The 23,174-nt window shown below is 49.4% G+C and carries 20 protein-coding genes; 12 read left to right on the forward strand and 8 right to left on the reverse strand.

Annotated elements, in window-relative coordinates; translation table 11 throughout:
* Nucleotides 1-90: 90 nt before the first annotated feature.
* A complete protein-coding gene (locus ACJAYR_RS16110) occupies nt 91-591 on the forward strand; it encodes a class I SAM-dependent methyltransferase (RefSeq protein ID WP_415237550.1) in 501 nt (166 codons plus the stop codon).
* 13 nt (nt 592-604) lie between these two features.
* Here ACJAYR_RS16110 and ACJAYR_RS16115 read toward each other — a convergent pair whose 3' ends face one another.
* The 4 genes from ACJAYR_RS16115 to ACJAYR_RS16130 all read right to left on the reverse strand — a co-directional run bounded on the left by ACJAYR_RS16115 (nt 605) and on the right by ACJAYR_RS16130 (nt 3,258).
* Nucleotides 605-1,126, reverse strand: a complete 522-nt coding sequence (locus tag ACJAYR_RS16115; RefSeq protein ID WP_415237551.1) for a MerR family transcriptional regulator — start codon at nt 1,124-1,126, stop codon at nt 605-607.
* Between the two features lie 194 nt (nt 1,127-1,320).
* Complete coding sequence (locus ACJAYR_RS16120) at nt 1,321-2,178, reverse strand: carbon-nitrogen hydrolase family protein (RefSeq protein ID WP_415237552.1); 858 nt, start codon at nt 2,176-2,178, stop codon at nt 1,321-1,323.
* Between the two features lie 17 nt (nt 2,179-2,195).
* Entirely contained in the window at nt 2,196-2,459 is a 264-nt protein-coding gene (gene grxC / locus ACJAYR_RS16125) for a glutaredoxin 3 (RefSeq protein WP_169546324.1), read from the reverse strand.
* 31 nt (nt 2,460-2,490) lie between these two features.
* The gene (locus ACJAYR_RS16130; protein WP_415237553.1) at nt 2,491-3,258 is read right to left on the reverse strand and encodes a ComF family protein; all 768 of its coding nucleotides are present in this window, start codon (nt 3,256-3,258) and stop codon (nt 2,491-2,493) included.
* Nucleotides 3,259-3,367: 109 nt separating this feature from the next.
* Between ACJAYR_RS16130 and ACJAYR_RS16135 the strand changes: the two genes are divergently transcribed.
* Nucleotides 3,368-4,270, forward strand: coding sequence for a methyltransferase domain-containing protein (locus tag ACJAYR_RS16135; protein ID WP_415237554.1), 903 nt, complete (start codon nt 3,368-3,370; stop codon nt 4,268-4,270).
* A 62-nt stretch (nt 4,271-4,332) separates the two neighbouring features.
* On the opposite strand, the gene mutT is transcribed toward ACJAYR_RS16135, so the two are convergent.
* The 3 genes from mutT to ubiG all read right to left on the reverse strand — a co-directional run bounded on the left by mutT (nt 4,333) and on the right by ubiG (nt 6,816).
* Nucleotides 4,333-4,740, reverse strand: a complete 408-nt coding sequence (mutT, locus tag ACJAYR_RS16140; protein WP_415237555.1) for an 8-oxo-dGTP diphosphatase MutT — start codon at nt 4,738-4,740, stop codon at nt 4,333-4,335.
* Between the two features lie 7 nt (nt 4,741-4,747).
* Nucleotides 4,748-5,980: a bifunctional glutamate N-acetyltransferase/amino-acid acetyltransferase ArgJ gene (gene argJ / locus ACJAYR_RS16145; RefSeq protein ID WP_415237556.1), complete on the reverse strand. Its 1,233-nt coding sequence runs from the start codon at nt 5,978-5,980 to the stop codon at nt 4,748-4,750.
* A gap of 74 nt (nt 5,981-6,054) precedes the next feature.
* On the reverse strand, nt 6,055-6,816 hold the full coding sequence (ubiG, locus tag ACJAYR_RS16150; RefSeq protein WP_415237557.1) for a bifunctional 2-polyprenyl-6-hydroxyphenol methylase/3-demethylubiquinol 3-O-methyltransferase UbiG: 762 nt from the start codon (nt 6,814-6,816) through the stop codon (nt 6,055-6,057).
* Nucleotides 6,817-6,985: 169 nt separating this feature from the next.
* Between ubiG and ACJAYR_RS16155 the strand changes: the two genes are divergently transcribed.
* The 10 genes from ACJAYR_RS16155 to clpB all read left to right on the forward strand — a co-directional run bounded on the left by ACJAYR_RS16155 (nt 6,986) and on the right by clpB (nt 21,433).
* Nucleotides 6,986-8,206 (forward strand): aspartate kinase, encoded by a 1,221-nt coding sequence (locus ACJAYR_RS16155; protein ID WP_415237558.1) that lies wholly within the window; start codon nt 6,986-6,988, stop codon nt 8,204-8,206.
* Nucleotides 8,207-8,210: 4 nt separating this feature from the next.
* Nucleotides 8,211-9,230 (forward strand): NAD(P)H-dependent flavin oxidoreductase, encoded by a 1,020-nt coding sequence (locus ACJAYR_RS16160; RefSeq protein ID WP_415237559.1) that lies wholly within the window; start codon nt 8,211-8,213, stop codon nt 9,228-9,230.
* 28 nt (nt 9,231-9,258) lie between these two features.
* Entirely contained in the window at nt 9,259-11,520 is a 2,262-nt protein-coding gene (gene ptsP, locus ACJAYR_RS16165; RefSeq protein WP_415237560.1) for a phosphoenolpyruvate--protein phosphotransferase, read from the forward strand.
* A gap of 145 nt (nt 11,521-11,665) precedes the next feature.
* Nucleotides 11,666-13,234 (forward strand): RodZ domain-containing protein, encoded by a 1,569-nt coding sequence (locus ACJAYR_RS16170; RefSeq protein ID WP_415237561.1) that lies wholly within the window; start codon nt 11,666-11,668, stop codon nt 13,232-13,234.
* 155 nt (nt 13,235-13,389) lie between these two features.
* Entirely contained in the window at nt 13,390-14,499 is a 1,110-nt protein-coding gene (gene ispG / locus ACJAYR_RS16175) for a flavodoxin-dependent (E)-4-hydroxy-3-methylbut-2-enyl-diphosphate synthase (RefSeq protein ID WP_169546335.1), read from the forward strand.
* Between the two features lie 69 nt (nt 14,500-14,568).
* Nucleotides 14,569-15,813, forward strand: a complete 1,245-nt coding sequence (gene hisS, locus ACJAYR_RS16180) for a histidine--tRNA ligase (RefSeq protein ID WP_415237562.1) — start codon at nt 14,569-14,571, stop codon at nt 15,811-15,813.
* Nucleotides 15,814-15,822: 9 nt separating this feature from the next.
* Nucleotides 15,823-16,911: a peptide chain release factor 1 gene (gene prfA, locus ACJAYR_RS16185; RefSeq protein WP_415237563.1), complete on the forward strand. Its 1,089-nt coding sequence runs from the start codon at nt 15,823-15,825 to the stop codon at nt 16,909-16,911.
* Nucleotides 16,912-17,763 carry a peptide chain release factor N(5)-glutamine methyltransferase gene (gene prmC, locus ACJAYR_RS16190; protein WP_415237564.1) on the forward strand — a complete coding sequence of 284 codons (852 nt, stop codon included), beginning with the start codon at nt 16,912-16,914 and terminating at the stop codon, nt 17,761-17,763. It abuts the gene before it with no gap.
* 230 nt (nt 17,764-17,993) lie between these two features.
* Nucleotides 17,994-18,662 carry a DUF4167 domain-containing protein gene (locus ACJAYR_RS16195; RefSeq protein WP_415237565.1) on the forward strand — a complete coding sequence of 223 codons (669 nt, stop codon included), beginning with the start codon at nt 17,994-17,996 and terminating at the stop codon, nt 18,660-18,662.
* 182 nt (nt 18,663-18,844) lie between these two features.
* The gene (gene clpB / locus ACJAYR_RS16200; protein ID WP_415237566.1) at nt 18,845-21,433 is read left to right on the forward strand and encodes an ATP-dependent chaperone ClpB; all 2,589 of its coding nucleotides are present in this window, start codon (nt 18,845-18,847) and stop codon (nt 21,431-21,433) included.
* A 52-nt stretch (nt 21,434-21,485) separates the two neighbouring features.
* Here clpB and ACJAYR_RS16205 read toward each other — a convergent pair whose 3' ends face one another.
* Nucleotides 21,486-22,847, reverse strand: coding sequence for a M23 family metallopeptidase (locus ACJAYR_RS16205; RefSeq protein WP_415237567.1), 1,362 nt, complete (start codon nt 22,845-22,847; stop codon nt 21,486-21,488).
* Nucleotides 22,848-23,174 lie beyond the last annotated feature (327 nt).

Genomic DNA, 23,174 nt, shown 5'->3' on the forward strand with positions numbered 1-23,174 from the left:
AAAATAGGTATTTTTCTGGTGTAGTGCAAGTATTGCAATGGCACTGCCGGTAAAGCGCAGATTTGATTTTGATCTGATAAAGGAAAAAATGTGAGTGATATCGAAAGCTGGATCGAAAAACAGGCATATTTGGTGGACAGCAATCACACGGTTCTGGATCTCGCTTGTGGTGGTGGCCGCCATGCCCGGTACTTTGCTGAAAAAGGGTGTCATGTGACCGCCGTTGACCGAGACTTGACAAAGATCAGGGCACAGGGGAGTGAGAAAATAACAGTGCTTGAAGCTGATCTTGAAAGCGATGACTGGCCTTTTTCTGACGCTAGTTTCGATTGTATTGTCGTTGTAAACTATCTTTGGCGTCCGCTATTTCCGGTACTGAAGGCGGCGATAAAACCAGGAGGCCACCTGATTTATTCAACCTTCGCCATTGGGAATGAAGCCTATGGCAGACCAAGCAACCCGCATTTTCTGCTGACAACAGGGGAATTGAAGACTGCTTTTAGCGATCTCGATATTCTGGATTTCGAAGAGGGATATCGGGCTTCTCCGAAACCCGCGGTAAGACAGTCGATCGTCGCTTGTAAAGCCTGATCGTTTTCTGTGGTTAAATGTTGAGGTCAGGGTATTCCGCTACTTCTTTGGAGGCGTCCGTTTGTCTAAGATTGACATCCAGTATCTTCTTGTATGCGCTTTGCATCTGCATGGTGATAGTGCTCAGCTGCTTTAACGGAACTTGATCTGATTGTCCAAGAACGGTCAGAAGAAAAATCCAATCTTTTTGGGGAAGCGAACGAAGAGCGCTGCCCGGTTCAAGCATGGTTTGCAAAAGGATTTTCTGGCAGGTTAAAACGTCAATTTTGTCCGTTAGTATCGATATTTGATCCCCAAGAATAGTTTCGCGGCTCGGCATCGGGTGGCTCTGAAGCCGCTCCTTGATCTGTTCGATTGTTAATCCTGATTTACGCAGTAATTTTATACAGGCCAATGTCTCGCAGTCCTGATTGCTATAGAGACGATATCGGTTCCCTTTTTGCCTTTTTGGAACAAGCAGACCTTTTTTCTCATAAAAAAGGAGGGTGGTTCTGGACAGGCCAAATTTATGAACCAAGGCGCCGATGCTATACATTTTCGAAATTACTTCCAACGATTGTGATTGCTGTATTCGTTAGTCGAAGCAAAAAAGAAAAGGTTCAAAATGAACCTAAACAACCGTTACCTGGTGCGGGCAGAGGACAACACCGCAGACCGGATGCGCGAGTGGCGTAACCTGTTGGTCTATCGGGTTAAGGTGTTCGTTCGCCGCAGCGGTAGAATAAAACGTTATTCAGCCGCGGTCTGCCGGTCGTTTCCAAGAGATAGGTCATAGGGCCGAAAATTCTTCAGATTTGGAACCTGTTGGCGACGCTTCTGCGTCTCGGTGACGTCTATTTCGGCCATTATGAAACCAATATCGTCCCCACCATCAGCCAGAATATCACCCCAAGGGTCAATGATCAACGAGTGGCCATACGTATGTCGGTTCTTGGAATGATGCCCGCATTGCGCGGGGGCAATTACAAACGCGCCATTTTCAATTGCTCTTGCTCGCTGTAACACATGCCAGTGCGCTTTCCCGGTTGTGTGGGTGAAAGCGGCTGGTGTTGTGAAAATAGTGGCCCCGCCTTTTTGGGCGAGATCCTGAAAAAGATGAGAGAAACGAACGTCATAGCAAATTGTCATGCCGATCGTTGCCCAATCAGTCTGGACTGCAACGGCCTTCTCGCCTGGTGCGTATGCATTGGATTCTTTATGGCTTTCACCATTTTCCAACGCCACGTCGAACATATGGATTTTGTCGTATTTACCCGCAATTGATCCATCTGGTGCAATCAGGAAGGAACGATTGGCGAGTCGATCATCGTCCGGCTTTTTGATCACCAAGGACCCCGCCATAACCCACTTCTTGTGATCCATAGCAAGAGCACGAAATGCTTTCAGCGTTATATCGTCTTCTTCATATTGAGCAATATCCCGCGCCGCCGCCTTGTTCGGCTCCATTAAATTTGTCACTTCGGGCGTTGCAATAAAATTGGCCCCTTCCGAAATGCTTTGTTTAATTAGATCCGTCGAAACTTTAAGATTTTCAATCGGATCAGTGCCAGAGGTCATCTGTACACAGGCCGCGGTGAATTTTGACATAAGGTTACTTCCTTACTTTAGGATTTTACTCCTAGAATTTGGTCCAGATTGCCCGAAGCGTCAAGGCGATGAATGAAATCACAATCGCCGATATGTTCGCCATCGACAAAAATCTGAGGAACCGACGTCGCGCCTTCAGAGCGTTTGCTCATTTCTTTTCTGCGTGGGGCATCGACAGTAACGTCAATCTCTTCAAACGATATCCCTTTTTTCTTTAGCAGTGACTTGGCCCGTGAACAAAAAGGGCAAAACATGGTTGTGTAAATTTCGATACGCTTCATTTTAAATACCTGACTGGATGAACGATTAGTCTTATATAGACAAGTTGGCGGGCCGAACAACCCGACATAAAGTGAGAATGTCAACTTGAGCCGCCCCTGCATTCAGCAGGCAATCGGCACAGGCGCTTAGTGTAGCACCGGTTGTGTAAACATCGTCAATCAAAAGGATCCTCTGGCCGATCAACTTTTCTTGCAGTGTCGGTCGCACGGCAAACGCACCTTTTACATTCAGCCAGCGCCCTTTAAAGGTTTTACTGCCTTGGCTTGGCGTCGCCTTTTTACGGAGCAGTAAGGTTGGCGCGACAGGCTGGTTCGTCAGTCTGCCAATCTGATTGGCGAGAAGGGCGGACTGGTTATATCGCCGTTTCAAAAGCCGATTGGGGTGGAGCGGGACAGGTACGATCAAACAGGGGGCGGCCATAAGATCCGGGGCTGAGCGGACCATCCACTGTGCGAAGGCAGGTGTCTGATCGGTCCGATCTGCATGTTTAAAGGATAGGACCATGTCTCTGCTGGCCTCATCATACTTCAAAACGGATCGGCCACTTGAAAAGGGAGGCGGCTTTGCGATGCAAGATCCACAAAGAGGTGTCTCCCCAACATTGTAATCAAAAGGATAGCCGCATTGAACGCAATAGGGGGCGCTGATAAAGGTGATGTCGGGCCAGCAACCGGCACACAGGCTGCTTGCTGTGTCTACGGGCTCACTGCACCGGGCACATTGGGCTGGAAAGAGTATATCAAGGGTGCCCTTTCCTAGTGTCGCAATGACCTTTTGTATGGATTGACGGTCAAACATTCCTAATATTAGTTGAATAAAAATAAAATAGAACGCCAAAAAAGATATTTTTGGAATTTTCCATTTTTCCGACATTGAGTTCCGATAGCGTGCATGTCATAAGGGCACGATGACAGACAGCTTTTCTTCTCAGCCCCTTCTATTCGACCGATCAAGTGTCCGCCGGCATCGGGATCGTGCGGCAAATGGGGACTGGCGCACGCATGGCTTCCTGTTCGAAGAAGTTGCCGACCGGTTGGCTGAACGGTCACTGGATATTACCCGAAGCCACGATCTGGTACTGGATTTAGGCTGCCACGAAGGTGCCTTTGGACAGGCTCTGGCGACGATGGGCAAGGCGCAGACCGTTGTATCCGTGGACATCAGTACGGGAATGGTGGGAAAAACGCCGAATAATTTGAAAGTTGTCGCCAGCGAAGAGTTCCTGCCGTTTGCATCTGAAAGCTTTGATTTGATTGGCAGTGTCCTAAGTTTGCATTGGACCAATGACTTGCCGGGTGCGCTCATTCAGATCAACCGGGCTTTAAAGGCAGATGGTATCTTTTTAGGGGCATTATTCGGGATCGAAACCCTTCACGAATTAAAGGAATGCCTGACACAGGCCGAGCTTGAAATCCGGAGTGGGGTAAGCCCGCGAATTTCTCCTTTTACCGAAGTTCGGGATGCGGGTGCGCTTTTGCAACGCGCGGGATTTGCCTTGCCGGTTTCAGACGTTGAAACCATTACGCTTAAATACAAGACACCTTTTGATCTGTTGAAAGAGTTGCGCGGCATGGGGGAGGCGAACGCTCTACTCGATCGCCAAAAAAGTTTCACGGGCCGAAAGGTCTTGATGCGTATGGCAGAAATATATTTTGAAAAATATGCCGATGAACAGGGCCTTATTCCGGCGACGTTCCAAATCATCTATCTTACCGGATGGTCGCCCCATGAAAGTCAGCAGGTTCCTCTGAAACGAGGAAGCGCAACAACAAGCCTGACAGAAATTCTCGACCAGAAGAAACCCGAGTAGACAGGCGTTTTTTGAAAGACGGTTTGCTTGCTTGAATGAACGCTGACCGGAAAAGACGTGGGTTACAGCAAGTCCCGCAGCATCGCCACCAGCGGAATATCCGCAGGTGGCATTGGGAAGTCTTTCATTTGATTGGCCCGAACCCATTTGAGGGTTTGCCGCTCCACAGGTTTGGGTGTGCCCGACCAACGCCGACAGACGTAAAGCGGCATTAACAAGTGGAAGGTTTCGTAGGTATGGCTGGCAAAGGTAAATGGTGCGAGGCAGGCGGCTGTTACATCAATTGACAGCTCTTCTTTTAATTCGCGGATAAGTGCGTTTTCAGGCGTTTCACCTGTTTCCACTTTGCCACCGGGAAATTCCCACAAGCCTGCCATGCTTTTGCCTTCAGGGCGCTGGGCAATCAGAACACGGTTATCGTCATCCACCAGGGCGACGGCAACAACTAAAACAGTTGGCAAGGATGACATGCGTTTGTCAGCTCCGATAATCTGCGTTGATTTCGATATATCCGTGTGTCAGGTCGCAGGTCCATGCATGCGCCCGTCCTTGCCCTACGGCCACGTCGACATCGATTGTAATATCCTTGCCTTTCATGAGCGGCACGATTTCCGCTTCCCGGTATGTGGGATCAGGTGCCCCGTTTACTGCAATTTGAAGGCCACAGATTTTCAGGGCAATGTTATCCCGGTCGGCCTTTTCGCCGGATTTGCCAACGGCCATGATAACCCGCCCCCAATTTGCGTCTTCGCCTGCAATCGCTGTTTTTACCAACGGTGAGTTAGCAATAGCTAACGCAATGGTTTTGGCAGATGCATCACTGGTTGCCCCGGTCACTGAAACGGTAATGAATTTAGTGGCGCCCTCTCCATCTTTGGCAACTTGTTTGGCAAGGTCGGCCATTACATCGAACAATGCTTGTTTGAAGCTATTGAGCGATGGATCGGTTTTGCTGTCAGGCGCCTTGTTCGTCGCTGTCCCTGTTGCAAAAAGAAGAACGCTGTCACTGGTCGACGTATCACTGTCAACAGTGACGCAATTAAAAGTCTTATCGTTCACCTCCGCCAGCAGGGCTTGCAGAATATCCGAGGGAATGTCTGCGTCGGTAAACAGGAAAGCCAGCATGGTCGCCATATCCGGCGCGATCATCCCAGAGCCTTTTGCAAAGCCGGTGATCGTGATGGTTTTGCCGTTTAAGTCGCAAGTGGCATGGGCGCCTTTGGGAAAAGTATCCGTGGTCAGGATCGCATCTGCTGCGTTCTTTGATTTGGTTTCGGACAAATCGCCTATCATGTCTGGCAATGTTTGGGTGATGGCTTCGGTTGGAACTGGCTCGCCAATAACCCCCGTTGAGGCGATATATATTTCTTCGACTTCCGCCCCAACAAGTTCCGCCGCTTTTTTCGCGGTTTCCTCAACGGTTCTGATGCCCGCAGAGCCTGTAAATACGTTGGCGATACCCGCATTAACGACAAGCGCACGGGCCTTGCCGTGTGACAGGATTTTTTTGCCCCAGTCGACAGGTGCACCGGGCATGGAGTTTTTTGTAAAAACGCCGGCGACGGTCGTGCCCGGATCGAAAACCGCTAGCAGGAGATCGTCTCTTCCTTTGTATCGCATGCCGGAATTCGTCGTTGCAAAACGAGCTCCCATAACCACAGGAAGATCAGGAAACCGGGCGGGTGCCAAGGGTGAAATGGGCAGAGACATGGTATTTATCCAAAATAGAGTGACAACCCCTGATTAGTCATTTTCAAAGGAGAGGTCAAATGGGGGAATGGAACTTATGAGGGTTTATGGGCGGCGATCATATAATTGACGCTGAAGTCCTGACTTAATCGCCAGTTATCATTGATCGGGTTATAGGTCGCTCCAGACATGTCTTTTATTAACAGGCCACGATTGCGCACCAGCTTGATCACTTCCGACGGCCGCAGAAACTTTTTCCAGTTATGGGTCCCGCGCGGTAGCCACCTCAAGATATATTCAGCACCGACAATTGCCAGTGCATAGCTTTTCATTGTTCTGTTGAGAGTTGCGACAAACAGAATACCGCCGGGCTTCAGCATTTCACAGCAAGACGCGTTGAAACCGTCTACATCCGCCACATGCTCTATGACTTCCATATTCAGAATGATGTCAAATTTTTCGCCTGACGCGGCAAGTTCTTCAGCTGTTGTATGCCGATAGTCAATTGACAGTCCCATCTTTTCGGCGTGTAACGAGGCAACACGGATATTGGTTTCCGAGGCATCGGCTGCAACCACTTCGGCACCTAACCGCGCCATGGGTTCACTCAGTAGTCCGCCGCCACAGCCAATATCAAGCAATCGCAAGCCCTTCAAAGGCTTCAATTGTCCGGCTCCTTCAGTCGGCTGCAAATCAAAATGATGAATGACCTGATCCCGGATATACCCAATTCGGATCGGGTTGAACTTGTGAAGAGGTTTAAACTTACCTGTTTCATCCCACCATTCATCCGCCATCGCGGCGAAATTCGAGATTTCCTTCGGGTCAACTGACTTAGAATTTGCCGCGTCACTCATGGCTTGTCGTCCAAAAATAGTCCAAATAACTAATAAAATTGATCGCTGCGCTTGCCCAGCATGCTGTGTTAAGTATATGTATACGCTCCTTCAAAAGGAAAAGGTACCCGTTCCTTAAATTTTAAGTATGCCTTTATAAAAAAGGCGAGGTCGAAAGGTTACAGCAGTCATGGCACGGCTGGTTATGAAATTTGGTGGCACATCTGTGGGGTCTGTTGACCGGATCAAGAATGTGGCCAAACGCGTCAAAAAAGAAGTGGACGCCGGCAACGAAGTAGCGGTTGTTGTCTCGGCAATGTCCGGAGAGACCAATCGTCTGGTTGGCTTGGCGTCAGATGTCGCTGCGCTGCATGATGCGCGCGAATATGATGTGGTTGTTTCCAGTGGTGAACAGGTGACAGTTGGGCTGTTATCCATGGCGCTGCAGGATCTTGGGGTGAACGCCCGTTCCTGGCTTGGATGGCAAATTCCTGTAAAAACCAGTGATGTTCATGGTGCTGCACGGATCGAGGATATTGACTGTTCAGAGCTTGTTGAACGGTTTAAGGATGGTCAGGTTGCTGTTTGTGCCGGTTTTCAGGGCATTGCCTCAAGCCGTCGCATTACCACATTGGGACGGGGTGGATCTGATACATCCGCGGTTGCTCTTGCTGCTGCAATGGAAGCGGATCAGTGTGATATCTATACGGATGTGGACGGAATTTATACAGCAGATCCCCGCATCGCGACAAAAGCATCAAAACTTGATAGAATTACTTATGAAGAGATGCTTGAATTGGCATCACTTGGTGCAAAGGTTTTGCAAACCCGCTCAGTCGAAATGGCGATGAAGCATCGGGTTAAGTTGCAAGTACTGTCCAGTTTTGAAGAATTACCAGGAACACTGGTTGTTGATGAGGATGACATAGTGGAACATCAAGTAGTAAGTGGCGTCACCTATACACGGGATGAAGCAAAGGTAACATTGCAGCAGGTGAACGATCAGCCTGGCGTTGCAGCTCTGGTTTTTGGGGCGCTTGCAGATGCCCATGTCAATGTGGACATGATTGTTCAAAATGTGTCTGAAGACGGTAAAGCCACGGACCTGACCTTTACAGTTGGTCGCAATGAACTTGATCCTGCCTTGAAAGTTCTGGAAAACCTCAAAGGGGAAGTGAACTGCAAGGCGATTGTTCCCGACCCAAATGTTGTAAAAGTCTCCATCGTCGGTATGGGCATGCGCAGCCATGCAGGGGTTGCGCAGACAATGTTCAGCGCCTTGGCAGAAAAAGGGATCAATATCCAGGTGATTTCAACCTCAGAAATCAAGGTTAGTGTTCTCCTCGCAGAAGAATATACAGAACTTGCAGTGCGCACGTTACATTCCGCCTTTAATCTGGATGCAGCCTGATACAATGACAGATACAATGACACATGAAGGCCTTCAGAAGCTGAAGGTAGCCTGGGATCGCGGATGTGAGTTTCTGGGAACCGAATATGCAATTCTGGGCGGAGCGATGTCCTGGGTTTCAGAACGCCATCTCGTTGCCGCAATTTCAAATGCGGGTGGCTTTGGTGTTATCGCCTGTGGCGCCATGACACCGGATTTGCTGGATACAGAAATCAAGGCTACGCAGGCACTGACATCGAAGCCTTTCGGGGTCAATTTGATTACCATGCATCCAGAGTTGGATAAGCTGGTCGATGTTTGCCTTGAAAATAATGTGGGGCATGTGGTCCTGGCAGGCGGCTTGCCAGCCCGGGATACCATCACCAAGATAAAAGAGGGCGGTGCCAAGACAATTTGTTTTGCTCCCATCCTTGCGCTTGCAAAAAAGCTTATTCGATCAGGCGCGGATGCCCTTGTCATTGAAGGCATGGAAGCAGGGGGACATATCGGTCCTGTCTCCACAAGTGTTTTGGCGCAGGAAATTCTGCCCCATATTACAGATGTTCCGGTTTTTGTTGCCGGTGGGATTGCCCGCGGTGAAGCAATTGCCAATTATCTGCGAATGGGAGCATCAGGTGTGCAGCTGGGAACGCGGTTTGTCTGTGCTACGGAATGTATCGCCCACGCCGATTTCAAAAAGGCCTTCATTCGTGCCAGTGCAAGGGATGCTGTAACAACTGTGCAGGTAGACCCTCAATTCCCCGTTATTCCAGTTCGGGCTTTGAATAATGAGGGTGGACGGAAGTTTATTGAAACTCAGCATGAAGTCATTGCCAAATATAAAGCTGGCGAACTTGATCTGGAAAGTGCACAACTGGAAATTGAGCATTTCTGGGCCGGTGCTTTGCGGCGCGCCGTGATTGACGGTGATGTTGAATATGGTTCGGTTATGGCGGGTCAAAGTGTTGGTATGGTCAAAAAAGAGCAATCAACACAGGATATTTTGCAGGAACTGGTTGATGAGGCGGCAAATAGTTTTGCCTAACCTTTTTGGCAGGAAGGCATTTGGATAGATGAGCAACGCGGCAGTCAGCGGCCCGAGAATATTATTCCGTCAACTCCGGAGGGTGATGGCGGGACAAGGGGATGCTGAGCTCCGCTTGCAGACAATTGTTGGCCTGATTGCCTCCAATATGATTGCGGAAGTCTGCTCATGCTACTTGATGCGGGCTGGAGACGTCCTGGAGCTTTTCGCGACCCAGGGACTGAATAAAGAAGCCGTCCACAGAACCCGTCTTCGGGTTGGTGAAGGGCTGGTCGGTGATATCGCCGCCCACGCCCGCCCCCTAAATCTATCCGATGCGCAAAGCCATCCTCAATTTGCTTATCGCCCTGAAACGGGTGAGGAAGCTTACCATTCTCTTCTAGGGGCTCCGATTTTACGCGGTGGCCGTGTTATTGGCGTTCTAGTGGTTCAGAACCGGACCATGCGCCATTATACGGAAGAAGAAGTCGAGGCTATTCAAACCGTCGCCATGGTTGTTGCTGAACTGGTCAGTTCAGAGGAAATGATTAGTTCGACAGAACTGTTGGACACGGCCGGAAATGCAACATTGCCGCACCGTCTTGCGGGGCGTGTTCTTGCCGAAGGACTGGCAGCGGGTTACGCAATCCTTCACGAGCCCCGCATTGAAGTACGGCAGACCATCGCCGACAACATGGCCGATGAACTGGTGCGCCTTGAAGTCGCTGTGAGCGGGTTGCAAAGTTCAGTTGACGATATGCTGAACACCACAGATGCGCTGGCCAGCGAAGAATCCAAGGATATCTTCGAAGCCTATAAAATGTTCGCCCATGACAAAAGCTGGTTGAAGCGGCTGGAAACTGCCGTGCGGGCTGGGTTGACGGCAGAAGCGGCGATCAAGCGTGTTCAGGATGACACCCGCAATCGGATGAAAGAAATTGTGGATCCGTATATTCGGGAACGTTTGTCGGATTTGGATGATCTGGCAAACCGACTTTATCTGCATCTTGAGGGAAATCAGGGCATTGATCGCCATCATCTGCCTCAGGAGACGGTTGTTGTTGCCCGTAATATGAGCGCTGCTGAGCTTTTGGATTACGACCAGTCAAACTTGCAGGCTGTTGTGTTGGTCGAGGGAACAAGAAGCAGCCATGTTGCGATTGTCGCACGGGCACTGGGCGTCCCTGTCATTGGTCAATGCGAGGAAATTTACGATTCTGTCGAGCAGGGTGATTATGTTCTTGTCGACGGAGAACACGGGCAGGTATTTCTGCGTCCGGGCGATGATGTTACGCAGGCCTTCGATCGCAGCGTTCGTCACCGGGAAGAACGGCAGGCGAAATTTGCGGCTTTAAGGGATAAAGAGGCGGTTTCGAAGGACGGTCAACTGGTGGATCTGCATATGAACGCGGGCCTGCTAATCGACCTGGACCATTTTGATTCCGCTGGCGCCGATGGTATTGGGCTCTTCCGGACAGAATTACAATTTATGGTTCGCTCCAAGATGCCGAAAGTGGACGAACAGACTGAATTATATTCCACTGTTCTGGATAAAGCCGGTGATCGGCCGGTTATTTTTAGAACGCTGGATGTCGGCGGTGACAAAGTTCTTCCCTACCTTCAGATGAAGGAAGAAGAAAACCCTGCATTGGGGTGGCGAGCCATTCGAATTGGGTTGGATCGTCCTGCGCTTTTGAAAGCGCAATTGCGGGCGATGGTGCGCGCCGCCGCCGGACGCAATCTGAGTCTGATGTTTCCTATGATCGCCGAGGTTTCTGAATTTCTTGAAGCCAAATCTCTTCTGACCCGGGAAATAGAGCGGGAAAAAGAAAAGGGGAGAGGCCCTAAACAGGTGAAGGTTGGAACGATGATTGAGGTGCCCTCCATCATCTGGCAAATGCCTCATCTGTTAAGAGAGGTCGATTTCGTGTCAGTCGGCTCGAACGATCTTTTGCAGTTCTTCTATGCCGTTGATCGTGGAAACGCGATGGTGACAGATCGATATGATGTTTTGAGTTCCAGTTTTTTATCGATGCTGCAATATATTGCGAGAGAATGCGACAAGGCGGGCGTTCCCGTTTCGATTTGTGGGGATGTGGCAGGTAAGCCTTTGGAGGCGATGACGTTGATCGGGCTTGGTTATCGATCCCTTTCGATGTCGGTTGAAGCCATTGGCCCTGTCAAGCAGATGGTACGCAGTGCTGATATCGCTAAAATTAATGAATTCACCAAACGTCTATGCAACTCGAAAGTTATTTCAGCCCGTGAGCAGCTTCGTGCATTTGCGAAAGATCATTCGATTATCGTGTGATTTTTTTAAGAGTGAAACGACCTTAACTGTTTGAGCTTTAATCTTTTTTGCGGACAACACTCAAAAAATAAATTATCGTTCAAGTGCTTTTCCTGGGGAGCGGGAAAGGCAACTGAATTGAAATGTAATTTAACGGTACCCTGAAATGGCGAAACAAAAAGAATTGCCATTGGAGGATGAGGCGCAAAAACGTCTCAATCTGACAATTTCGGATGACGAAAAGTCTGACCCGGATAAGGGCGGCCAATCGGCTACTGAAACAGTGAAAGAGCAGGTTGTGGATTTTTCTTCTGATGACGCTTCTTATGACCATGAAGAAGATGTCTACATCCGCGTTGGCGACCGTCTGCGCCTGGCAAGGGAAGCCAAAGAACTTTCTTTGCATGACGTCGCTGAACAATTGCGGTTGCGTCCACGGCAGATACAGGCGATCGAAAATAGCGACTATGCGAGCTTGCCCGGCCAGGCTTTTGTCACTGGTTTTTTACGCTCCTATGCGAACGCGGTTGGCCTGGACTCTGTTGAACTTGTTAAATTGTATCGGTTGGAGCATGAAGGCAATCTTCATACGCCCGAACTTACTTTTCCAGAACCTACCTCTGAAGGTAAAATGCCACGGGGCAGTTTGCTGATCGGCACATGCCTGGCTGCAGCCGTTGTTTTTGGGGGATGGTTTTATTATTTGGGCGGCGATAAAGCGGACATTGAGTTGGTGCCGGATTTGCCTGATCGGCTTGCAAGCAAGTTGGAAACATTTTTGCAAACAGAAAAGTTGGAAACAGACAAAGAGACGGCCGCCAATCCTGCGCCTGAAGGGGACGTAATCGGCCAAAATGACAACAATGATTTGGCTGCCCTCTTTGATAAGACCCCTGAGCCAGAGAATGGGATAAGCCGTTCCCCAACTGTTTTGGAGCCCACCCCTTCGGCTCCATCGGTCGAAAGCGCGCCAATCGCGGCTGAAAGCCTTTCTGATCAGTCAGCACCTGTCTCGGATGCGGTCAATCAGGAAGTGCTTTCGACGGATCCAGAGACTGTGCAGACTGAAGCGGGGGGTTCGCTGATAACAACGGCACCACAGAAAACGGAAGTCTCTTCCCCTGAAAAGACAGAACTCTCTTCTGTCGAACAGGATAATCAAATTGACCGTTCGGAAAAAGAAGTGCCGAAAAGTGTGGACAGTGAAGCGACTGATATTGCTGTAAGCGAGCCAGCCGTTACTGTTCGTTCCGAAGAAAAATCTGCACCGATTACAGAGAGTAGTGAAAATCTCGCGGACGCTGAGAATACTGAAACGGTGGCCGGTTCTGACGTGGCATCACTTCCGTCGGGCCCGCAGGCGGAAGCCTCCTTTCCGCAAACGGTTCTGACCGTTAAAAATGATCCTACCGCTGAAGAAACGTCAAGCCCTGCACCTGAGGCCCTGGGTGTTGAAAATTCCGATGCGCGCATTGTTCTGCGGGCCCAGGAAGAAGCATGGGTTCAGGTTTTGGATAAAGACGCGACCGTGATTTTTGATGGTGTGATGGAAAACGGCGATTCCTATATGGTGCCGTTGAAACCCGGTTTGACATTGAGTGCATCGAATGCCGCCGCAATTGAGATTCGTCTGGATGGTAGCGTTCTTGGTGTCCTTGGGCGATATGGTGACATTATTCGTAAATTGTCGCTGGAGCCTGCGGAAATTCAAAAGAAAATGCGCTCTTCCAACTAAAAACTAGGGGCATCAATTCCGAAAATGAGCGCTTGTTTTGGCAGCATTGACTTTGGATTGAGCTAAAGCTTGATATTTGCCGCTGAAACAGCCATTTTATGCGAAATTTGTATATGCGGATTGTCCGCTTTTTCTGAGAATGAAAATTCAGCCTCATGAGTGTTAGACCCTATCGCGATATTATTCGCCGTAAATCACGTCAGATCAATGTTGGTAATGTACCTGTTGGCGGGGATGCCCCGATCAGTGTGCAGTCGATGACCAATACTCTGACGTCCGACCCAATTGCGACAATCGGTCAAATCCACGCTTTGGAAGAAGCCGGTGCCGATATGGTCCGCGTGTCCTGCCCGGATGTGGAAAGCACGCGGGCGCTGAAAGAGATTGTGCGTGAAACGACAGTGCCAATCATCGCGGACATTCATTTCCATCATCAACGGGGCATTGAAGCTGCTGAAGCAGGGGCCGCCTGTCTTCGGATTAATCCGGGAAATATCGGGTCAGCTGCGCGCGTGCGAGATGTGGTGAAGGCCGCTGTCGATAACAATTGTTCCATGCGCATTGGGGTTAATGCGGGAAGCCTTGAAAAAGAGCTTTTGGAGAAATATGGAGAACCTTGTCCGGAAGCGATGGTCGAGTCAGCTCTCAATCACGCCCGTATTCTCGAAGATAACGATTTCACAAACTTTAAAATCAGCGTGAAAGCGTCAGACGTGTTTTTGTCAGTAGCAGCGTATCAGGGCCTGGCGGATGCATGCGATTATCCGCTTCATCTTGGTATTACCGAAGCTGGCGGGCTTACATCGGGAACGGTTAAATCCTCTATTGGTTTAGGGATGCTGTTATGGTCCGGTATTGGTGATACGCTTCGTGTGTCTTTGTCCGCCGACCCTGTTGAAGAGGTGAAGGTGGGGTATGAAATCCTGAAAAGCCTTGGATTGCGTCACCGGGGTGTCACAATCATTTCCTGTCCTTCCTGTGCGCGTCAGGCTTTTCCAGTTATTAAGACTGTTGAGAAACTGGAAGAACGGTTGGAGCATATTTCAACTCCGCTGACCCTGTCGATTATCGGCTGTGTTGTAAACGGCCCTGGCGAGGCGCGTGAAACAGACATTGGCCTAACCGGCGGCGGTAAAGGAAATCATATGGTTTATCTCAGCGGAATGACGGACCATAAAATTGATACGGACGGAATGGTCGATCATATTGTGGAATTGGTCGAAGCCAAAGCCGAAGAGATTGAAGCTGCAAACGCGGCTGAATAATACGGTCAGCCCTGTAACCTTTAGTGATTTCAAGACGGGTCAATGCCCGGTAATAAAGCGGAGAAGAAAGTGTCACAACCTCAGCCAGTTCGCGGTACACATGATTTGTTACCAGAGGATTTCAGACGCCACGCCCACGTGCGAGATACAGCGCGAGACATAGCGGCCCGCTTTGGTTATTCGGAAATGGCGACACCCATTTTCGAGTTTACAGAAGTTTTTGCTCGCACAATGGGCGAAACCTCGGACGTTGTTTCTAAAGAAATGTATTCGTTTGAAAGCCGTAGCGGCGAGAGCATGACATTGCGTCCTGAATATACGGCTGGAATCTGCCGGTCATTTATCAGTAATGGCCTGCAACAGAATGTACCGTTCAAGGTTTTTGCCAATGGCCCGATGTTTCGCTATGAGCGGCCGCAAAAAGGACGGCAGAGGCAATTCCACCAAATCGATCTGGAATGTATTGGATCGGACGATCCGAAAGCCGATGTTGAGGTGATTGCCGTTGGTGCAGCCATTCTGCAGTCGTTGGGTGTTCTGGACCGGTGCCGTTTGCAGATCAATACGCTTGGTGACCGGGAAAGCCGTCAGGCGTATCGGGACGCGCTGGTTGAGTATTTTAGCGCCTACAAAGACAAACTTTCGGCCGATAGCCTAACCCGCTTGACGAAGAACCCACTCCGAATTCTGGATAGTAAAGATAAAGGGGATCAGGCCTTGGTTGAGGGGGCCCCCGAATTTGATGACTATCTCAATGATCATTCCAAGGCCTTTTTCGCATCCGTTCTTGAAGGACTGGATCAATTGGGTATTTCTTATGATTTGAACCGTCGTCTGGTGCGGGGGTTGGATTACTACACACATACCGCTTTTGAATTTGTCACCACGGATTTGGGCGCCCAAGGGGCCCTTATCGCAGGCGGCCGTTATGACGGCTTGATCGAAGCATTGGGCGGCAAGCCAACACCCGGTATCGGATGGGCCGGAGGGATGGAGCGCCTGGCCTTGATGCTGGAGGGAATGCCACAAGCCCCAAGACCTGTCGCGGTTGTCCCTATTGGTGAGGTCGCAGAAAAAATGGCCCTTGCATTGGCGCATGATCTTCGTTTGGGCGGAGAAATGATCGAAATGTCGTTTAAGGGCAATGTGGGTAAACGGATGAAGCAGGCGAACAAAGCGAATGCCTGGGCCGCTATTCTTATTGGAGAAGATGAATTAGCGCGGAACGTTTGTACGTTTCGAAACCTTGATGAAGGCAGTCAGGAAGAAATTCCTCTCGATCAGATAACTGCTAAATTACAGCAATATAGATAGGATCACCGGATGTTACCTGAAGACACGCTGAAAATGATCCTTTCCCGTTTTGAAGAACTTGAAGCGGCGATGGCTGGCGAAATGGGCGATGTTGCTGGCGAAGACTTTGTGAAAATGAGCCGCGAATACGCTGAATTGAAGCCGGTTGTTGAAACTATTCAGACCTTTCAGAAATCCAGAAGCGAAGTTTCCGATCTGGAAGAGATGCTGGAAGGCGGGGATATGGACGCTGAAATGGCAGAGCTTGCACAAGAAGAGCTTCGCGAATTGAAAGAAGCATTGCCCGATCTTGAGCACGCAATCAAGCTTCAACTGTTGCCTAAAGACGATGCCGATGAAAAGAACGCTATTTTGGAACTGCGTGCCGGGACTGGCGGGGATGAAGCCGCCCTTTTTGCCGGTGATTTGATGCGTATGTATCAACGATATTCTGAAACGATGGGATGGCGCTGTGAAACCATGTCTTTCTCTGAATCGGATATTGGAGGGTGTAAAGAGGCCGTCATTAAAGTCACAGGCAGTAATGTTTTTGCGAAGTTAAAGTTTGAATCAGGAGTACATCGCGTTCAGCGGGTTCCGGAAACGGAAACCGGAGGGCGTATTCACACGTCCGCAGCGACAGTCGCGGTTTTGCCCGAAGCCGAAGAAATTGACGTTCAGATCGATGATAAAGATGTACGGGTTGATATTTTCAGGGCATCCGGCCCGGGTGGGCAGTCCGTTAATACAACAGACTCAGCCGTTCGTCTTACGCATATCCCAACCGGTATTGTTGTTCAGCAACAGGACGAAAAGTCCCAACACAAAAATAAAGCGAAGGCTATGTCGGTTTTGCGGTCCCGTATTTATGAGGCCGAACGGGCAGCGAAAGCAGAAGCCCGCTCGGCTGAACGAAAAGGACAGGTTGGGTCGGGCGACCGGTCAGAACGCATTCGCACCTATAATTTTCCACAAGGGCGTGTCACGGACCATCGCATAAATTTAACGCTTTATAAGTTGGATAAGGTAATTGCTGGCGAGGCGCTGGATGAAATTATCGATGCGTTGATTGCAGAAGACCAAGCGGAACGACTGGCCGAAGTCGAGGGTCAGGTCTAAATGTCCCTGTCCATTGCGGATGCTGTGCGACAGGCAACTATTCGCCTGAAAAAGGCGGGCATTATTGGTGCGTCGCAGGATGCGCGTATATTATTGGCAGATATCTTCGCGGGAGACCGGGAAATACAGTTTCGCGAACCTGAACGGCTTTTGACAAAAGCCCAATCTGATGCTTTCGAAAATTTCATCCACAGACGTGAGAGCCGGGAGCCTGTCTCGCATATACTTGGCCGCAGAGAATTCTGGAGCCGAAATTTTTATGTAACATCTGATGTTCTTGATCCAAGGCCGGATAGCGAAACCCTCATTGAGGCTGCTCTGTCGATCGTGGACGAAACCGTTGTTTCAAAGGTTTTGGACCTTGGCACAGGGAGTGGATGCCTTATCCTGACTTTGTTGGCGGAAATACCGCAAGCGCAAGGTCTTGCTGTTGACCAGAGTAGTGCAGCATTGAATATTGCCGCAAAGAATGCCGCACATTTGGGGCTAAGTGGTCGGATATCGTTTAAACAAAGCAATTGGTTTTCATCGGTTACAGGTACATACGACCTGATTATCAGTAACCCCCCTTATATTGAAACGAAGGTTACGGAAACATTGGAGCCCGAAGTTTCGATATATGAACCGCGCGCGGCCTTGGATGGTGGCGCCGATGGCTTAGTGTGTTATCGCGAAATCATTCATGATATTGGCCAATATTTGACACCAGAGGGTGCTGTTGTTTTTGAAGTAGGAAAGGGGCAGGCATCTGATGTTGCCGCGTTGCTTGCCGACCAGAATTTTACGGATATTCGTATTCATAATGACCTCGCTTCTGTGGAACGCTGCGTCAGTGCCCGTTGTAAAAAGTAATTTTTTTAAAAAAACAGTTGGAAAATCTTAAAAGCAAGGGTAGGGTTCTTTTAGATCAAGCGTATGCGCTTGGGCCCAAAGTGGTCATCAATCTTAATACTTAACATAAAATCAGGTCGAACCCTTCAGATGCAGGACATCTGTTTTTCGTAGTGAGAATAAATCTCATGGCGCGGGTATTTGGACCATAAGAAGACTTTGAACTCTTTTTTGACGGATTCAATAGAATAATGCGAGTTAGCGGTAACAGACGCCCGCGCGGCGGTCGATCCGGCTCAGGAAATGGGCGCTCCGGTTCTTCCGGAGGACGTAGTGGGTCGAATAACAACAGACGGTCGAATAGCGGAAATCGTAGTTATGACAGTAATGGTCCTGACGGAAAAATCCGGGGATCTGCGTCTCAAGTATACGAAAAATACGTGACCTTGGCACGGGATACACAGACTTCTGGTGACCCGGTTGCGGCCGAAAATTACTATCAGCATGCGGAACATTATTTCCGAATTATGCTGGCGAATAATTTGGTCAAACCGGAAAAGAATACGGATCAGGCGCAAGCGGACGAGGGATCATCTGAAGAGGGTGGATTAGAAGAAGCTTCAACGGTTCAGGGTTCTGATAAAAATGCTGATGGCAATGAGGACAGCAAGCAGACAGACGTCGCTGCCACCGATGCAGACGAGAAGCCACTGGTTCTTGATTTATCAGCGACCAATGAAGATGAAACCGATACGGTCTCGTCCGATGAGCCGGATCAGGTAGAGGACGACGCGTCAGAGGATGATGCGGAAAAGCCCAAAACAAAAAGGCGCGTCAGCCGGACACGGGGATTGCGTCGCAGGGCAAACCGCCGGACGGATACACCGTCTGAAAGTGACGAACCCCAGACAGCTGAATAATTGATAAAAGCGCCTTCATATAGGCGCTTTTTTTTGTCTCAAAGTTGGACATTTTTCTTGTAAAATTTTGAAATCACACCAAATCTAAGATAACGAACCGTCGGTGGACTTTGCCAATTGCCTCTTGTAGGGATTGACCATAGTTGCACAGAGAAACGGCGGGCTATGTGTCGAGGACGAGCATGGATTTTGAAAAATATACAGACAGGTCGCGTGGTTTTGTACAGGCGGCCCAATCTCTCGCATTACGCGAAAATCATCAAATTTTAAAACCTGAACATCTTCTGAAAGTCCTGTTGGATGATCCTGAAGGTTTAGCGAGTGGCCTGATTAATAAATCCGGTGGCAGAGCCAAAGATGCTTTAATGAGTGTTGAGGTCTTGCTTGGGAAGATCCCGCAGGTCACAGGAAGTGGCGCAGGGCAGCTGAATGTCAGCCCTGACCTTGCGCGGGTATTCTCCGGTGCAGAAAAACTTGCTGAAAAAGCGGGAGATAGCTTTGTAACCGCTGAACGGTTACTGCTTGCGCTGACGCTGGAAACCGGTTCCGATGCTGCTAAAGCTTTGAAAGATGCTGGCGTTTCAGCAAATAACCTGAACGAAGCGATTAACGATTTGCGGAAAGGGCGGACGGCTGATAGTGCGGCTGCCGAGGGCAGCTATGAGGCATTAAAGAAGTATGCGCGTGACCTGACAGAGGCTGCAAAAGAAGGAAAGCTTGATCCTGTCATCGGACGGGATGAAGAAATTCGCAGAACTATTCAGGTTCTGTCGCGCCGAACCAAGAATAACCCAGTGTTAATCGGTGAGCCCGGTGTGGGTAAAACTGCGATCATCGAAGGGTTGGCTTTGCGGATCGTGAACGGAGATGTTCCTGAAAGCCTTAAAGACAAGAAATTGATGTCACTGGATTTGGGGCAACTGATTGCCGGCGCAAAATTCCGTGGTGAATTCGAAGAGCGTTTGAAAGCGGTGCTTAGCGAGATCTCAGCCCTTGGCGGTGAAATTGTCCTGTTTATCGATGAATTGCATACATTGGTTGGGGCTGGTGCTGCTGAAGGGTCGATGGATGCGTCCAACCTGCTGAAGCCTGCGTTGGCCCGCGGCGAACTCCACTGTGTTGGTGCAACGACACTGGATGAATACCGGAAGTATATTGAAAAAGATGCGGCTCTTGCCCGTCGCTTCCAGTCAGTTTTTGTCTCAGAGCCAACGGTTGAAGACAGCATCTCCATTTTACGTGGATTGAAAGAGAAATATGAACTTCATCATGGCGTTCAGATTTCCGATAGTGCCTTGGTTGCGGCTGCAACATTGTCCAACCGCTATATTACTGACAGATTTCTGCCTGATAAGGCCATTGATCTGATGGATGAAGCGGCGAGCCGACGTAAAATGGAAATCGATAGCAAGCCTGAAGAAGTCGATGAACTTGACCGTAAAATCCTGCAGATGAAGATTGAATGTTCTGCTTTGGAAAAAGAAAATGATAAAGCTTCGCAGGATCGGCTGGAAAAGCTTAAAAGCGAGCTTGTTGCATTGGAAGAGCGGTCCAACGAGCTTACTGAAATTTGGAAAAACGAAAAGGACAAATTGAACTCCGCGCAACAGGTTAAAGAGAAACTGGAGCAAGCCCGCAATGATTTGGCGGCCTGTCAGCGACAGGGCGATTTGCAGCGCGCCGGGGAATTAACATATGGTGTCATTCCAGACCTTGAAAAGCAGCTTGCTGAATCAGAGAACACCGAAACCTCTTCCTTAGTGCGTGAAAGCGTAAAAGAAGAAGATATCGCTGGCGTCGTTTCTCGCTGGACCGGAATTCCTGTTGAGAAAATGCTGTCAGGTGAACGAGAGAAGCTTCTTGAAATGGAAAGCCGTCTTCGAGGCCGTGTTATCGGTCAGGAAGAGGCGCTTACCGCTGTTTCAAATGCTGTTCGGCGCGCCCGGGCAGGATTGCAGGATCAGAACCGGCCAATTGGCTCCTTCCTGTTCCTGGGGCCAACCGGCGTCGGAAAAACTGAGCTAACAAAAGCTTTGGCTGAGTTCTTGTTTGACGACGAGCATGCTTTACTCCGGGTTGATATGTCAGAATATATGGAGAAACACAGTGTCGCCCGTTTGATCGGTGCCCCTCCTGGATATGTGGGGTACGATCAGGGCGGGGTTGTGACCGAAGCGGTTCGCCGTCGTCCTTATCAGATCATCTTGTTTGACGAAGTTGAAAAAGCTCATCCGGATGTTTTTAATATATTGCTCCAGGTTCTGGATGATGGCCGCTTGACCGATGGGCAGGGACGGACCGTTGATTTCAAAAATACGGTTATTATTCTGACGTCAAACCTTGGCAGTGAATTCCTGACAGGTGATTCAGATTCAGATGACCCGCTTGTGCAGCATCGAGTGATGGAGGTTGTCCGTTCATCCTTCCGTCCGGAGTTTCTTAACCGGCTTGATGAGCAGATTATCTTTCACCGGCTTACCCGAGAAAATATGGATGAGATTGTTGATATTCAGCTCACTCATTTGCGGAGATTGCTGGAAGACAAGAATATCGGGCTTCAACTGGATGAAAAAGCGTCTACATGGCTGGCGGATAAAGGGTATGACCCTGTTTATGGTGCACGGCCACTCAAGCGTGTTATTCAGCGGTACCTTCAGAACCCTCTGGCGAGCTTGCTTTTGCAGGGTGATATTGGCGAGGGGGATGATGTTGTTGTCAGTTCCAGCGACCAAGGGCTTCTGATCAACGGGGCGCTTCAAGAAGCAGCGTAAACTGATTAAAAGAAAAGGCGGCTTTAAAAGCCGCCTTTTTTATTGGTTTTCCTTAATCCAGACTTGCGACCTGTTTGTTAAGGGGGAGGGCGGCAATCGCCTTATCCATTTTTCCGGTGAAACGCTTGAAGTCAGCCATGATACCCCCTTTTAGCTTTCGACCAGCCGGTAGTTTGACCGAGAGTGGGTTTATCTGACGTCCGTTCTTATGCACTTCATAATGAAGGTGAGGGCCTGTAGAGCGTCCAGTCGTTCCAACATATCCGATGACTTGCCCCTGCTTCACTCGCTTCCCTTTGCGGATGCCTTTTGCGAAGCCTTTCATATGAGCATAGGCTGTCTTGTATCCACTATTGTGTCGGATGCGAACATAATTTCCGAACGATCCATTGCGCTGGGCCATTTCAACGGTGCCATTACCGGCCGCCATGATGGGGGTGCCGCGGCTGGCTCCAAAATCGACGCCGCGATGCATTTTGGTGTAGCCCAAGACTGGATGCCGCCGCTTGCCAAATCGAGAGGTCAATCGGGCGCCGTCAATTGGTGTCCGCATCAGTGTTTTTCTGACGCTCTGTCCTTCGGAAGTATAGTAATCCGTAAAGCCATCGTCTTTAGTAGTATACCGGTACAGAGCGATTTCAGTGCCACTCAGCGTCATGGACGCCCATTGGATGCGACCCTCTTTGAGGGGTGTTCCGTTCTCGTCAACAAAGCGTTCGAAATAGACTTCAAATTGGTCGCCCGGCTGGATCTCTCGTTGAAAGTCAACGTCATAACTGAAGATCCGAATCATTTCGAGAATGACTTTTGTTGGCAGGCCTGCCTGCGCGGCGGAGAGGAAGAGCGAGTTTTGAATAACCCCACCGCTGCGGACCATTTTCTTTTCTAATGAGATAACAGTTTCGCGGACCTGGAAATCATTGTTCGGTGTGCGTATTGCTGCAACCTGTTTATCAACATCCTGTTTCAGCGAAATACTGACCAGATTAATGTCTGCATTGGCGGCTTCCGCTGCTTCTGCGCTCTGTTCGAAGTTCAGGATGATGTCTTGACCCACTTTTAGTCTGCGGGGGTCGAAAACTTCGGACAAAGCAGTAATTGCTTTATGGCTTTCTCGCGGATCCGCGCCGGCGCGGGTTAAAACCTTCATTAAGGTGTCGCCCTTGCCAACCGACACTGTCTTCGTTGTGTCTTTCGGTAGTTGAGCGATCGCCGCCTGTTGTGAAGCGTCGGTGTTGAGCGTGTTTTGCCGATTACTCTCGCCTTCTGATTGGGGTGTATCAGTGCTCAGTTCTGTATCCGTGTTCTTCTGATCGGATAGAGACGCCATTTCTAAAGACGAGAGGGAGGTGGAAGGGGCAAAGGCAAATGCGGCAACGCCGCCCATCAACCCGCCAAGAACAATGGCTAACATAGGTAAAGTAGCCCTTTTGGTTCTGATTTTTTTAAAAGATGTACCTTCACGTTTCATTCGCACTTATTACACCACCATACGACTTCGGCATCTGTCGGTTCGATTAACTATATATGGAAACGACCAAACAATGCTTACTGACTGTGTTTTTGTCAAGTTTTCCTCAATATTTCCTTAATATCGAAGGATTGGCCCTGCAATATCGAATGATTGTGCTCAAATCATGTCGAGAGGGGCTTTTGTGGGGGGGTGAAATGATAAACGGCTGATACTCTATATAAGGCCATTTCAGTTTGATTCATTCTGACCCCATTTGTTTGCTCCCGA

Origin of the sequence: Sneathiella sp., from assembly GCF_047631475.1 — a bacterium.
Taxonomy (GTDB): Bacteria; Pseudomonadota; Alphaproteobacteria; order Sneathiellales; family Sneathiellaceae; genus Sneathiella.

What these genes read in the sequence shown, in the direction of transcription:
- clpB (WP_415237566.1), top strand. Translation starts at nt 18,845, where the DNA reads ATGGATTTTGAAAAATATACAGACAGGTCGCGTGGTTTTGTACAGGCG.
- argJ (WP_415237556.1), bottom strand. Translation starts at nt 5,980, where the DNA reads ATGTCTCTGCCCATTTCACCCTTGGCACCCGCCCGGTTTCCTGATCTT.
- grxC (WP_169546324.1), bottom strand. Translation starts at nt 2,459, where the DNA reads ATGAAGCGTATCGAAATTTACACAACCATGTTTTGCCCTTTTTGTTCA.
- ubiG (WP_415237557.1), bottom strand. Translation starts at nt 6,816, where the DNA reads ATGAGTGACGCGGCAAATTCTAAGTCAGTTGACCCGAAGGAAATCTCG.
- ACJAYR_RS16155 (WP_415237558.1), top strand. Translation starts at nt 6,986, where the DNA reads ATGGCACGGCTGGTTATGAAATTTGGTGGCACATCTGTGGGGTCTGTT.
- ACJAYR_RS16195 (WP_415237565.1), top strand. Translation starts at nt 17,994, where the DNA reads ATGCGAGTTAGCGGTAACAGACGCCCGCGCGGCGGTCGATCCGGCTCA.
- ptsP (WP_415237560.1), top strand. Translation starts at nt 9,259, where the DNA reads ATGAGCAACGCGGCAGTCAGCGGCCCGAGAATATTATTCCGTCAACTC.
- mutT (WP_415237555.1), bottom strand. Translation starts at nt 4,740, where the DNA reads ATGTCATCCTTGCCAACTGTTTTAGTTGTTGCCGTCGCCCTGGTGGAT.
- ispG (WP_169546335.1), top strand. Translation starts at nt 13,390, where the DNA reads ATGAGTGTTAGACCCTATCGCGATATTATTCGCCGTAAATCACGTCAG.
- ACJAYR_RS16205 (WP_415237567.1), bottom strand. Translation starts at nt 22,847, where the DNA reads ATGTTAGCCATTGTTCTTGGCGGGTTGATGGGCGGCGTTGCCGCATTT.
- ACJAYR_RS16160 (WP_415237559.1), top strand. Translation starts at nt 8,211, where the DNA reads ATGACAGATACAATGACACATGAAGGCCTTCAGAAGCTGAAGGTAGCC.
- prfA (WP_415237563.1), top strand. Translation starts at nt 15,823, where the DNA reads ATGTTACCTGAAGACACGCTGAAAATGATCCTTTCCCGTTTTGAAGAA.
- prmC (WP_415237564.1), top strand. Translation starts at nt 16,912, where the DNA reads ATGTCCCTGTCCATTGCGGATGCTGTGCGACAGGCAACTATTCGCCTG.
- ACJAYR_RS16135 (WP_415237554.1), top strand. Translation starts at nt 3,368, where the DNA reads ATGACAGACAGCTTTTCTTCTCAGCCCCTTCTATTCGACCGATCAAGT.
- ACJAYR_RS16130 (WP_415237553.1), bottom strand. Translation starts at nt 3,258, where the DNA reads ATGTTTGACCGTCAATCCATACAAAAGGTCATTGCGACACTAGGAAAG.
- ACJAYR_RS16170 (WP_415237561.1), top strand. Translation starts at nt 11,666, where the DNA reads ATGGCGAAACAAAAAGAATTGCCATTGGAGGATGAGGCGCAAAAACGT.
- ACJAYR_RS16120 (WP_415237552.1), bottom strand. Translation starts at nt 2,178, where the DNA reads ATGTCAAAATTCACCGCGGCCTGTGTACAGATGACCTCTGGCACTGAT.
- ACJAYR_RS16115 (WP_415237551.1), bottom strand. Translation starts at nt 1,126, where the DNA reads ATGTATAGCATCGGCGCCTTGGTTCATAAATTTGGCCTGTCCAGAACC.